Genomic DNA, 12,985 nt, shown 5'->3' with positions numbered 1-12,985 from the left:
ATCGGCTTACTTCCCGATACAGAACTTGCTGAAAATGTTCCCTAAAAGGTCATCTGTTGTGATCTCTCCAGTGATCTCTCCAAGATGAAACAGCGCCTTACGGATGTCAATGGCCACAAGGTCTCCCGGAACTTGATTGTTAAAACCTGTCACAACTTCAAGCAATGAATTTTTGGCGTTGCGAAGCGCTTCAATGTGGCGCGTGTTCGTGACGATGGTCTGGTCTTCCTTGAGTGGTGAAAGATTGACGCATTCCGTCAGTCGGTTTTTCAGTTCGTCAATGCCCGTTTTCTCTTTCGCTGAGATGGAGATGATGTCAAAATCGGAGAATTTCTCTTCGACATTCTCAACAGTCTTGTCTGATTTGTTGGCAACAAGAATGAGGTGTTTCTCGATGTCAGATTTCCGAGTTTTCAGATTTCCGATTTCGGATTTCAATCTTTCAGAATCGTAGGTGGAAGCATCAAAAAGCAACAGCACAACATCAGCCTGCTCGGCCTTTTGCATGGTGCGTTCAATGCCGAGACTTTCAATCGTGTCCTCCGTTTTTCGGATACCAGCAGTGTCGATGAAACGGTAACGGATTCCTTCAATCGTCATTTCGTCCTCCACCGTGTCGCGCGTAGTGCCAGCAATGTCAGAAACGATGGCGCGTTCCTCATTCAGAAGTGCGTTCAGCAAGGTCGATTTTCCCGCGTTCGGTTCTCCGATAATGGCGACTTGAATTCCTTCTTTGATGACATTTCCCAATTCAAACGAACCAATGAGCTGGTCAATTTTGGAATTGATACGGTAAATTAGATTCTTCATCTCGGTGCGATCAACGAATTCCACATCTTCTTCCGCAAAGTCCAGTTCCAACTCGATCAGCGAAGCGAAATGAACCAATTCTTCCCGCAGGATTTTCAACTCAGAACTGAATCCGCCACGCATCTGGTGCATAGCTACTTTGTGCGCGGCTTCAGATGAAGAAGCAATTAGATCGGCAACCGCTTCCGCTTGCGAAAGATCCATTTTTCGGTTGAGGAAGGCGCGCATCGAATATTCGCCTGGCTTGGCCATGCGGCAACCGTTTGCACTCAAAAGGTTCAGAATTCGTTTCTGAATAAAAGTGGAACCGTGACACGAGATTTCCACCGAATCCTCACCTGTGAATGACTTCGGATTTCGGAAAACGCTGACGAGCACTTCGTCCACAACCTCATCGCCATCCAGAATCTCACCGAACAGAATGGTATGCGAATCAGCTTCAGACACCTTCTTTTTCCCTTTGGGACGAAAAACCTTGTCGGCAATCGTAAAAGCATCTTTCCCGCTGATGCGGATAACAGCAATTGCACCCGCTCCAGAGGCGGTGGCCAAGGCCATTATCGTATCATCCAGCGTGTTGAGAGTGGCCAATTTGTGCTTAATTCTACTGTGGAAAAGTTGCGGCCGCAAAAGTAGCCCTTAATGTTGGGTATCCGTTGTCAATGACCTACTTTTGGCCGCGTTAAATCCGTAAGAAAAGACACGATGAGTGTATTAGTAGATAAGAATTCGAAGGTGATCGTACAGGGGTTCACGGGCAGTGAGGGAACGTTTCATGCTGGTCAGATGATCGAGTACGGAACAAACGTGGTCGGTGGCGTAACTCCGGGCAAAGGAGGACAAACTCACTTGGACCGTCCTGTGTTCAACACAGTTGCTGAGGCTGTGAAGGAAACGGGAGCCAATGTTTCCATCATTTTCGTTCCGCCACCATTTGCGGCAGATGCAATTATGGAAGCTGCTGAAGCAGGCATCGCGTTGGTGGTTGCCATTACCGAGGGAACACCGGTTGCGGATATGGTGAAAGCTGCTGATTATTTGAAGGGAACAAAAACACGTTTGATCGGACCTAACTGCCCAGGCATCATCACGCCAGGAGGAGCAAAGGTCGGCATCATGCCAGGATTTGTTTTCAAGCAAGGGAGAATTGGTATTGTTTCGAAGTCAGGAACGTTGACCTACGAAGCTGCTGACCAAGTTGTGAAAGCTGGAATGGGAATTTCAACTGCCATCGGAATCGGTGGTGACCCGATTATTGGAACTACTACCAAAGAGGCGGTTGAGTTGTTCATGAATGATGATGACACGGATGCGATCGTAATGATCGGTGAGATCGGAGGAACGTTGGAGGCGGAAGCTTCTGCTTACATCAAATCAACTGGAAACAAGAAACCCGTTGTTGGTTTTATCGCTGGTCAGACTGCTCCCAAAGGACGTACAATGGGCCATGCAGGTGCCATCGTTGGTGGAGCTGAAGATACGGCAGAAGCCAAAATGAAGATCATGGCCGAGTGCGGAATTCACGTGGTTGCTTCGCCTGCGGACATTGGTGTTACCATGGCGAAAGCGATGGGAGTTACGGCTTAGTAGATAAGTGAAAGCTGGAAAATCAAAAATGGAAAAGTGATGCGGTTAATTATCTTGTCGAGCGTTCTTTTATGTGCATCCTATCAGCTTTTTGCTCAAGAACATGTCGTTAAAGTTTACAAGACTTATGAGGCGTATCAGAAGAGGGATGGGAAAGAGATTGGAGAGTTTTGGAATTTTTTCTGGTCTTTACGAGAGTTTGTCTTGGTAACTAAGAACGGAGGCAGAGAGGTCAAAACAAATACGGATGGGTTTTGGGGATTCACGGTTGATTCAGCACTTTACAGAGTTGATCACAACACACCTTACCGGGTAGACATAGTTGCTCCAGAGTTGGTTTTCTACCAGCATGGAATTGGAAAGAGTCTGAATTATATTGGGGAACGAGCCGATAGACCAAATACTCAAGATAATTATCAATTCAGTAGATACCATATTTCGGTGGATATGAACTCTGAAATATTTGTAATCACAAGTGGGAAAGCCAAGAAGGCATTTGCTGGTAATGAGAAAGGTCTGGCTGTATTGAAATGTGCCAAGTGGAAAACGGGTATGGAAAATGATGGAACTCGGAAGTGTGTCACCGACAATCTCTAATTTTCGAGAGCTATTCGATCAAGCTTACGACCTCGCAGTCATCCACTAATATCGAGTATAGTGGCTATGGTCAGAAAAGAGGTCGCCATACGTATACTGTTTCGTGGTGATGTTCTTCTTGATTGGCCCGACTAGGATACAAGTAATCTGGTCTGGAAAGAGAGTGTTTTGAAGTAAATTCGCTGCCCAACAATAATAGATGGTGTCGTTGCCAGTATTCTTTACACATAATTCGGCATTGTAGCAATTAGTATATTCTGAAAGGAAGCATACCATCAATATTCCCAACAGGAAAACGAAATATTCCATCATTGTTTGATGATGTTTTGCCAGACAAAGTAAATGGATCAAAGAATCACGTGACCCCATTTCCTGACTTAGGACAAAACTAATCGTACTTCGTCTTGCCTTTGTTTGCACGTTTTTCTGCCAGTTTCTCTTTGGCCGATTTCGCTGGAGCTTTCTTCGTCTCCTTTTTCTTGTCTTGTCCTTTTGACATGGCTAATGGATTAAAACCACACCAATTTTAGTGAATTCCTGAATCCGAAATTCAGCGGTTGAAAACTATGGTCACGTTGCCGATCTTCTTTCCAGAAAGCACATAACGAAAGGCATCGGCAATCTCTTCCAGTGGATAAGTTCGGTCTATTAGCGGTTTGAATTCACCTTTTTGGAGAAGCTCTGCCATTAGATTCACCGACCTCGGTCTGTCCAGCGGCAGCGGGAATTTTACGTGCTTGTTAAAGATGGAGAGCGGAATATTCTCCAAGTTCGGGCCGAGTTCGGAAGAGATGTAAACACCGTTCGGTTTCAACAGCCGCTTGCAAAGCCTGTATCTGCTTTTTCCGACCGTATCAAACACAAAATCGAACTGCTCTCTGTCTTTGGTGAAATCGGTTTTCTGCCAATTGATGGTCCGTACGGCTCCGAGGTCTTTCACTTGCTCTTCATGACCTGTTCCACAGGTGGCGGTAACTGTTGCCCCGAAATATCTGCACAGCTGAACACATGCAGACCCGATGGCACCGGTTGCTCCATGAACAAGTACCGTTTTTCCTTCCACGTTTACCTTATTGATAAAGTTGTAAGCGTAGTGCGCTCCTTCCAAGCTGGCGGCAGCTGCTTCAAAATCGGTGTTGTCGGGAATTTTGGCAATGGCTTCGTCCTCAGAAAGAACCATGTACTTGGCAAAAGATGAAAGTATGTTATCGTTGAAACCGAAAATGCGGTCACCGACCTTGAATTTGCTCACCTTGCTTCCAACAGCTTCGATCACACCAGCGAAATCGGTTCCGAGAATCTGTTTTCTGGGTTTGGACATGCCTAACATGAGACGCATGATGAACGGTCTTCCCGTAAGGTTGGCGCAGTCCGTTCGGTTGGCAGTTGCTGCATAAACCCGGATCAACACTTCATTTTCATTCGGTGTCGGCATCTCGATTTCCTCCAAAGAGAGTACATCGGGCGAACCGTAATTTTTGTAAACGACTGCTTTCAAGTCTTAAGCAGTTCTCAGTTCGTGCAAGGTAATTTCAGGAGGCATGCCCACACGCCCAGGGAAAATGAGATAGCCCATGCCACGATTAACATACAGATGCTGACGGCCTTTTGTGTAGAGACCTGCGTAGCGTTCGTAAAAGAATTTACCTGCGCTCAATTCCACCAACCCGGGAATCGAAATCCCGAACTGTCCGCCATGCGTGTGGCCAGAAAGTGTGAGGTCAACATTTTCTTTGGCAAGGATATGATGGTCCCAATGCGTTGGGTCGTGGCTTAATAGAATTCGGAAAGGAACGTCTTCCATATTCTCCACCGACTTTTTGTAATCACCACGGGTAGGGAACCAACCTTCCGGTGTATAGCCCCAATTCTCTACTCCAACAAGTCCGATCTTCTCGCCATCTTTCTCCAAAATGTCGTGCTCGTTCATCAGCATTTTGAAGTCCATCCGCTCGATCATTTTCTTCACTCCGAGCGAATTCTGGGTCTTGACTTCTTCGGTCAGTTTACCGCCTCTACCCCAACCATAATCGTGGTTTCCGAGAATGGCGTACTTGCCCGTTTTGGCTTTCAGTTTGGTGAAAACGCTGATCCAGTTTTCGGCTTCTTCGGGATGCTCGTTCACGAGATCACCAGTAAAGAAAATGTAGTCAGGATTGAGTTCGTTCACCATCTGAACCGCTTCTTCCAACGGTTCGTAATTGTTCTCAAAACTTCCCAAGTGAAGATCCGATATCTGAACGATCTTCAGGCCATCGAACGCTTTCGGAAGGTTGTCGAACGTCAACTTGTTCTCCAAGATCCGCCACCCGAATTTGCCTTTGGTGGTTCCCCAAAGCACCGAGCCGAGCATCAGTCCTCCAAAACCTAGAGCAACTTTGTTCATAAAGGTTCTTCGACTGAGCGTTTCACCCTCTTTGTGTTTTCCCCGCATTCGGAAAACCCCGAAACGGGTCAGTAGCATCAGATCGGAAAAAAGTTGAAAAATGCTGATGCTGAGCAACGTTACCGCTAGCGTGATGGCTCCAACGATCGTGTAGCTTCGTATCCAAGGCTGATCGCGATATTCATCGCGGTTCACCGCAAAATAAGAGGTGGTACCGTAGATGAAAATGGCCGTTACCAGAAATACAATTCTGAAAAGCCACTTGTATCTGGGCAACATCTTTTGTGTGACGATATGTACCGAACGGTATGAGTACGCGATCAGCGTAATTGTTCCGAACAATATCAGGTAATAGACAACCATGTTGCAAACTTACGGTTTACCGATGTTGAAAACGGACATCCGCAAGTCAGAAACAGTTAAGAATTCTTATTGTTTGGAATAATGAGCTCAAACCATGTTGCCAACCGCTTTCCTCTATCTTTGGCCGAAATCAGTCTCGTATGAAATTGTTGGAAGGCAAAGTGGCTTTGGTAACGGGCGGTACGCGCGGCATCGGCAAAGGCATCTGCCAGAAATTTGCTGAGCAAGGTGCTACGGTCGTTTTCACTTATGTAAGTTCGGAAGAGAAGGCCAAGCAACTGGAAAGTGAACTTGGAGCTAAAGCTTGGGCGGTTCGTTCGGATGCATCCAATTTTACCGAGACCGAAGCGTTGGTGAACCAGATCGTGGAGAAATACGGACAGTTGGATGTGGTTGTGAACAATGCTGGAATTACCCGCGACAATCTTCTGATGCGAATGAAAGAGGAAGATTGGAATGCCGTGATGGACACCAACTTGAAGTCAGTTTTCAATGTGACAAAGGCGGTGCAACGGACCATGCTAAAGCAACGAAGCGGAAGCATCATAAACATCAGCTCGATCGTTGGTGTTCAAGGAAATGCCGGGCAGTCGAATTATGCCGCCAGCAAGGCTGGAATTATCGGTTTCACGAAGAGCATTGCCAAGGAGTTAGGTTCCAGAAATATTCGCTGTAATGCTATTACACCTGGTTTTATCGAAACGGAAATGACGGATGCATTGGATGAGAAAGTGGTGGAAGAATGGCGGCAACAGATTCCGCTGAAACGTGGTGGAACGCCCGAAGATGTGGCCAATGCCGCGCTTTTTCTGGCCAGCGATATGAGTACTTATGTCACGGGGCAGGCAATATCTGTGTGCGGAGGAATGTTGACCTAGGACATGTTTTTAGCCACAGAAACACAGATTTTCACAGATTTCTCAGAGCAGAATATTTTTTCTGTGAAAGCATTCAGTGTCTTCTGTGCTTCAGTGGCCGATAAAATTTCAATTCAATCTTGAGTATCGTTTTTCAATATCCAACTTGGTTTGTACTGTTCGCCATTGTCGCGGGCGTGGCATATGCGTTCGGAATGTACTTCCGCGAAAAGCGTACGGCTGAATTCCCGAAATGGATGAGGCAGGCGTTGGCTGCTGTGCGTGGGATTGTGGTCGCGCTGATCGTGTTGTTGCTCATCGGCCCACTTATCAAGTCAACCACCAAGCGCACTGAAAAACCAATCGTTGTCATTGCGCAGGATAATTCATCTTCCATTCCGCTGAACAGCGATAGCGCATTTTACAGAACAGAATATCAGGAGAAACTGAACGAACTCCGAAAACAGCTATCGAGTGATTATGAAGTCCGCAGCTACGTTTTCGGTAATGCGGTTACAGAAATGGAAACGGCTGATTTCTCGGATGGCCGAACGGACATGTCGGAGCTTTTCGAGGAACTCGATAACGTTTACGCCAATCGGAATGTCGGTGCTGTTGTTCTTGCCTCAGATGGACTTTACAACCTTGGCCGCGACCCGATCTACAGTCCGTTGCACTTGAACGCGCCCATCTATTCCATTGCATTGGGAGATACCAGCATCAAACGCGATGTGATTCTGAAGAAAGTGGAACACAACCGCTATGCGTATCTCGGCAATGAATTTCCTGTGGAGATAACCATTGAAGCAGAGAAATTTCAAGGAAAGGATGTGACCGTTCAGCTTTCGGGCGAGAACGGAATTCTGTGGGAGCAGCGCGTCAATATCAATAGCAATTCGTTTCGAAAAGTGCTTTCAGCAAAACTGAAGGCCGAAGTTCCTGGATTGAACCGCATCAAGGCCAGTGTGAGCGAGTTGAGCGGAGAACTTTCGCGAAGCAATAACTCACAGGATTTCTTTGTGGAGGTGCTGGATGGAAGACAAAAAGTGCTGATTCTGGCGGCCAATCCGCATCCAGATATTGCCGCCATCAGACGCAGTATCAGCGAGAATGACAATTACGAAGTGGATGCTTTTGTGCTGGGCGAAAAGGAATTCACGCCTGAGAAATACGACCTCATCATTTTACACCAATTGCCAATGACTGGTGGTCGCGGACGTACCGAAATGGACAAGGTCCGCGCTTCATCGGTTCCTGTTTTCTGCATTGTGGGCGGCAAGACCGACCTGCGTTGGTTCAACGACATGGGTTTCGGGCTGCAGATAAATGCAGCACGCCAATCAAAGAACGAGGTGCTGCCTGTTTTTGCCAAAGGGTTTTCGCTCTTTACTTTGGATGAGAATGTGCGAAGAATGGTGCAGCGTTTTCCGCCTCTCAACGCGCCTTTCGGTGAATATTCGTCCAGTGGTTCTGCTCAAACGCTGTTCAATCAGCGCATCGGAAATGTGGATACGGAAAATCCGCTGCTCCTATTCAATGATGTTTCGGGAAGGAAAATGGGCGTGTTGGTCGGTGACGGAATTTGGCGGTGGCGCATCCGTGATTTTGAGGAGAACGGCTCGCACGAAATATTCGACCGAATGCTATCGAAAGTGGTTCAATTTCTTGCGCTCAAAACCGACAAAAGTCTGTTCCGCGTGAACACGAAAAACCGTTACCATGAAGATGAGGCGGTGGTTTTCAATGCAGAACTCTACAATGAAACCTACGAGCCAATCAACGAACCCGAAGTGGAATTGACCATTACAGACGAAGCGGGAAAATCATACGAATACCAGTTCAATCGTACAGACAATGCCTACCGTTTGAACGCTGGAAGTTTTAAGGAAGGCAATTACCGCTTTGTGGCGCAGGTGAGCCATGGCGGAAAGGTGTTTGAAAGCAAAGGGCAGTTCATGGTGGCGGCTCTCAAATTGGAAACCACGCGCACCACGGCCGACCATGCGTTGATGTACAAGTTGGCAAATGGTTCAGGCGGAGAACTTTTCTATCCTAGCGAACTGGACAAACTGGCCGAAGCCATCAAAAACCGTGATGACATCCGCAACGTGGTGTACGAACAGACCTGGTTCAAAGAAGCAATTCACCTGAAGTGGATTTTCTTCTTACTTCTGGCGTTGTTGAGTTTGGAGTGGTTTGTAAGGAAGCGGCTGGGGGCGTATTGATTTGATAATTGGCAAATTCGGTAATTTCAAGCTCATGAAAACGAGAGAGGCTTTCCATAAGTTGATTGATGAGATAGGAGACGAAGCTGTCTTGAGATCGTATTATCAGTTGATCAGTGTTCTGAACCAAAAGGGAGAAGGTGAGTTATGGAATTCCCTCTCCAACTCGGAGAAAGAAGAACTTCTAATTTCATACGAGGATAGCTTGAATGAGGAGAACCTCATCGATCATAATATGGTGATGGAAAAGCACCTGAAGTGGCGAAAAAAGTAGTTTGGACTAAGCGGGCCTCCAGGAAGTTTGATGTCATTATCGAGTATCTGGAGGAGGATTGGAATGAGAATGTCGTTCGTGCTTTCGTTCTAAGGACAGAAACAGTTTTGGAGTTACTGTCTCGAAACCCAGAATTAGGAACAGTTGAGAATTCGGAAAGAGGGATTTACGGATTCAGATTGACCAAACACAATCGTTTGTTTTATCGGTTCGATAACCAGCGTTTGATTGTCTTGAATCTATTCGACAATCGTCAGAATCCGAAAAGAAAGCGTTACTGAGGGCGTTTGGGAATTCGTTCACCGAACCGTAACGCTCAATTCCTTTACGTTCCCAACCTTATCTTTCACGGAAATTCTAATCGTGTTCTGACCGCTGATGAAACGCTCGTCTTTGACATAGAAGAGCAGGTCATTTTTCGGGTCGTGTTCTAAAAGAACCCAGTTGCCATTGAGCGTTCCTGAGATGGAACGGATGCCTGAAAGGTCGTCTTCCAAATGGAATTTGAGCGTGTCGATGCCAGCCGTGGAGGTTTGGTCCCGATAGCTATCGGGATTGAAATTCTTGGGCTTGAGAATGGGAGCGAGGCTGTCGAGCATCACGGAATAATCACCAAAGCTGCGTGTTTTGGTGGTGATCCAATTCCATTGGGATGAGCCGCCCTCCGCAATCGGTCTGTTGTTCTTATCGAATGAAACAATGACGGCTTTGCCGGCCGCTGTTTCCGAAACCTTATCCAGTTTGATGGAAACGGTCATGTACTTATCCAAAGGGGTGTCTGAGAGTTTGCCAATGGAATGGACAGGTGAAATGCAATTGGCGCAAGCAGGTTTCAGGTCGTATTTGAATTTCAGCGTATCGTACAAACAGCCATTGGGAATGTTGACACGTAATGAATGATTGGAAAAACTATTCTCACGATTCGGGTAGAAAATGTCGGTAATCTGTTCGGTTGCTGAAACTGCTGAGCCTTTTCTTTCAGCTCCCAAAACCACAAAGCTGAATTGGGAAATGTTGCCAGCGTGGTCTTTCACTTCAACTTCAACACGATACGTTTTTCCTTTTTCGATTTTCGTTATTCCTCTGTTCCTGACGTTCGGATAAAGCTTGAGTGAGTTTTCTGGTGCGATGTACGTGCGATAAACGTTCTGCTTTTCGGTCACGCGCTTTTCGTAATCCACATGGCAATTCACCATCCGTTTCTTGTCAAAAGGAAACTTGTCAATCTGTTGCTGATGAAGGATTTCACCGTTCACTTTCACGGTCATTGAATAAATCCCGCAAACGTTCTCAGAACTCGAAAAACGGTCTTGCGCAGCAACTCCGAAACTGATTGGTCCAAACGCACGAATGGTATCAACAGTTGAGTAATTACCCGAGGTACCTGAAAGTTGGAAGTCTTTTTCGTCAAGAAGTCCATCAACATGACCTTGTTCTGAATGCGAATAGACCCAAAGTTTTTTCAACTCTGGGTGGCGTTGGTCTTTCACTTTAAAACCATAGTTCAACGGGTTCTCAGGAATCTGCGCACCTGTTTCTCGCACTTCAAAATGCAGATGCGGCCCGCCTGAACTTCCTGAGTTGCCGCTTTTGGCAATCACCTGTCCTTGTTTCACAGGGAATTTGGAAGCAGCAACATTCAGGTCGACCTCGAAAGATTGCTTGGCGTATTGTTGCTCTTTCACATAAGCCGCAATTTCTGGAGCAAAATCCCGAAGGTGAGCGTACACGGAGGTTTTGCCATCTGGGTGATTGATGTATATGGCTTTGCCAAAACCTTCTCCAGAAACCGCGATTCGAACCACGTAGCCGTCTGCAATACTGTAAACCGATTTTCCTTCCGTACCACCCGTTTTCAGGTCAAGCCCTGAATGGAAATGGTTGCCTCGTACCTCACCGAAGTTTCCAGAAAGGATCAATTCGCCATCGAGTGGATTGGCGTATTGCTGGGCATTCGACATAAGTGCGATGCTCAATAAAACCGTGATGAGGATTGGATTTCGCATTTGCAGCAAATTACAAGGATTTAGCCGTAGGCGAAAAATCAGATCCTATTCTTTAAAAAGGGAAGAACAATACTAGTTCAATATCAAATCTAAACTTGGGCAAAACATGTGGAAAACTGACAGTTGTCAGACACAAAACTGAGCGGCAGGTAGAAGAGAACGGTTACCTTTGCGCATTCTTTACACTAACGAAATTCTAACGCATGGATGAATACGGATTGAAGGCAGAAGGAGCTACTGTTGCTGACCTTGGCCTGAAAAACGTGGCTGCCGCTTACTGGAATCTGACCCCAGCGGAGCTTGTAGAAGAGACACTTTTGAATGGTATGGGCGCATTGACCGACACGGGCGCGCTGGCTGTTGATACGGGCGAGTTCACGGGACGCTCTCCGAAAGACCGTTTCATTGTTTGTGATGAAAAGACCGAAAACGCGGTTGCGTGGGGAAACATCAACATCAAGTTTACGCCTGAGAATTTCGACCATCTTTATGAGAAGGTGTGCACCTATTTCCAAGGCAAAGAGGTGTATGTGCGTGATGCATACGCTTGTGCGAGTGAGAAGCACAGAATGAACATCCGTGTTGCTACGGAGCTTCCGTGGAGCAACTTGTTTGCGAACAACCTTTTCCTTCGTCCGACCAAGGAGGAAGTGGAGAATTTTACTCCTGAATGGACGATTCTTTGTGCACCTGGATTTTATGCCGACCCAGAGAAGGACGGTACGCGCCAGCACAATTTTGCGGTATTGAACTTCACCAAGAAGATGATCCTTATTGGTGGAACGGCTTACACGGGCGAGATCAAGAAGGGTATCTTCTCTGTATTGAATTTTGTGCTTCCGCACGAGAGAAACGTGCTTTCGATGCACTGCTCTGCCAACGTGGGCAAGGATGGCGACACGGCTATTTTCTTCGGTCTTTCTGGAACAGGAAAAACCACGCTTTCTGCCGATCCAGAGAGAAAATTGATCGGTGATGACGAGCACGGTTGGGATGGCGACACCATCTTCAACTTTGAGGGCGGTTGCTACGCGAAGTGTATCGACCTTACGCGTGAGAAAGAGCCACAGATCTTCGATGCTATCAAGTTTGGAGCGTTGGTTGAGAACACGAATTTCTATCCTGGAACTTCAACGGTTGATTACGAGAACGTTGAGAAAACGGAGAACACGCGTGCTGCGTACCCGATCCATCACATCGATAACGTGATGAATCCATCTTACGGAAAGAACCCGAAGAACATCTTCCTACTTACGGCTGATGCGTTCGGCATCCTTCCTCCTATCTCGAAATTGACCACTGGACAGGCGATGTACTACTTCATTTCTGGCTACACCGCGAAGGTTGCTGGTACTGAGGTTGGTGTTACTGAGCCACAGCAGACGTTCTCTGCTGGTTTCGGTGAGGCGTTCCTTCCGCTTCCTGCAACACGCTACGCAGAGCTTTTGGGTGAGAAGATGAACGAGCATAAAGTGAATGTTTGGCTGTTGAACACAGGCTGGTCTGGCGGTCCTTACGGAGTTGGAAGCCGCATCAAGTTGAAGTACACACGTGCGATGATCACGGCTGCGATGAACGGCACGCTGGATAGCGTTGAGTACACGACTGACAGCATTTTCGGATTGGCAATGCCTACTTCTTGTCCAGATGTGCCAACCGAGCTATTGAATCCGCGTGAAACGTGGGCTGACAAGGCCGCTTACGATGCGAAGGCTGAGAAATTGGCTGCTTCGTTCGTGAAGAACTTTGAGCAGTACGCTGACACAGCCAATGCGGAGATCATGGCTGCTGCGCCAAAGATTTCGCAGAGCGCTTAATTACAAATTGAATTGATCGGAAAACCCTTCTCGGAAACGGGAAGGGTTTTCTTTTATCCAAAA

At 46.9% G+C, this 12,985-nt stretch carries 11 protein-coding genes; 7 read left to right on the top strand and 4 right to left on the bottom strand.

Annotated features, from left to right (window positions below; translation table 11 throughout):
- Positions 1-6 precede the first annotated feature (6 nt).
- Positions 7-1,368, bottom strand: coding sequence for a tRNA uridine-5-carboxymethylaminomethyl(34) synthesis GTPase MnmE (gene mnmE / locus GC178_14925; GenBank protein ID MBI1288859.1), 1,362 nt, complete (start codon positions 1,366-1,368; stop codon positions 7-9).
- Positions 1,369-1,515: 147 nt separating this feature from the next.
- On the opposite strand from mnmE, the gene sucD reads away from it, so the two are divergent.
- Both sucD and GC178_14915 read left to right on the top strand, forming a co-directional pair.
- A complete protein-coding gene (gene sucD / locus GC178_14920) occupies positions 1,516-2,397 on the top strand; it encodes a succinate--CoA ligase subunit alpha (protein ID MBI1288858.1) in 882 nt (293 codons plus the stop codon).
- A 39-nt stretch (positions 2,398-2,436) separates the two neighbouring features.
- Positions 2,437-2,994, top strand: a complete 558-nt coding sequence (locus GC178_14915; protein ID MBI1288857.1) for a hypothetical protein — start codon at positions 2,437-2,439, stop codon at positions 2,992-2,994.
- 550 nt (positions 2,995-3,544) lie between these two features.
- Here GC178_14915 and GC178_14910 read toward each other — a convergent pair.
- Both GC178_14910 and GC178_14905 read right to left on the bottom strand, forming a co-directional pair.
- Entirely contained in the window at positions 3,545-4,492 is a 948-nt protein-coding gene (locus GC178_14910) for a zinc-binding dehydrogenase (GenBank protein ID MBI1288856.1), read from the bottom strand.
- 3 nt (positions 4,493-4,495) lie between these two features.
- Positions 4,496-5,743, bottom strand: a complete 1,248-nt coding sequence (locus tag GC178_14905; protein MBI1288855.1) for a metallophosphoesterase — start codon at positions 5,741-5,743, stop codon at positions 4,496-4,498.
- Between the two features lie 140 nt (positions 5,744-5,883).
- Here GC178_14905 and fabG point away from each other — a divergent pair, with 140 nt between their 5' ends.
- From fabG to GC178_14885, 4 genes are all read left to right on the top strand, one after another.
- Complete coding sequence (fabG, locus tag GC178_14900) at positions 5,884-6,621, top strand: 3-oxoacyl-[acyl-carrier-protein] reductase (GenBank protein MBI1288854.1); 738 nt, start codon at positions 5,884-5,886, stop codon at positions 6,619-6,621.
- 119 nt (positions 6,622-6,740) lie between these two features.
- Complete coding sequence (locus GC178_14895) at positions 6,741-8,825, top strand: hypothetical protein (GenBank protein MBI1288853.1); 2,085 nt, start codon at positions 6,741-6,743, stop codon at positions 8,823-8,825.
- Positions 8,826-8,859: 34 nt separating this feature from the next.
- On the top strand, positions 8,860-9,099 hold the full coding sequence (locus tag GC178_14890; protein MBI1288852.1) for a hypothetical protein: 240 nt from the start codon (positions 8,860-8,862) through the stop codon (positions 9,097-9,099).
- Entirely contained in the window at positions 9,084-9,380 is a 297-nt protein-coding gene (locus GC178_14885) for a hypothetical protein (GenBank protein ID MBI1288851.1), read from the top strand. Before GC178_14890 ends, GC178_14885 begins: the two co-directional genes overlap by 16 nt.
- Positions 9,381-9,398: 18 nt before the next feature.
- Here the strand turns inward: GC178_14885 and GC178_14880 are convergent, their stop codons facing one another.
- On the bottom strand, positions 9,399-11,105 hold the full coding sequence (locus tag GC178_14880; GenBank protein ID MBI1288850.1) for a peptidoglycan DD-metalloendopeptidase family protein: 1,707 nt from the start codon (positions 11,103-11,105) through the stop codon (positions 9,399-9,401).
- A gap of 203 nt (positions 11,106-11,308) precedes the next feature.
- Between GC178_14880 and pckA the strand changes: the two genes are divergently transcribed.
- Positions 11,309-12,922 (top strand): phosphoenolpyruvate carboxykinase (ATP), encoded by a 1,614-nt coding sequence (pckA, locus tag GC178_14875; GenBank protein MBI1288849.1) that lies wholly within the window; start codon positions 11,309-11,311, stop codon positions 12,920-12,922.
- Positions 12,923-12,985: the final 63 nt, after the last annotated feature.

Source organism: Flavobacteriales bacterium (assembly GCA_016124845.1).
Taxonomy (GTDB): Bacteria; Bacteroidota; Bacteroidia; order UBA10329; family UBA10329; genus UBA10329.
Note: the sequence above shows the minus strand (reverse complement) of the source record. Positions and strands in the feature narration are given on the sequence as shown.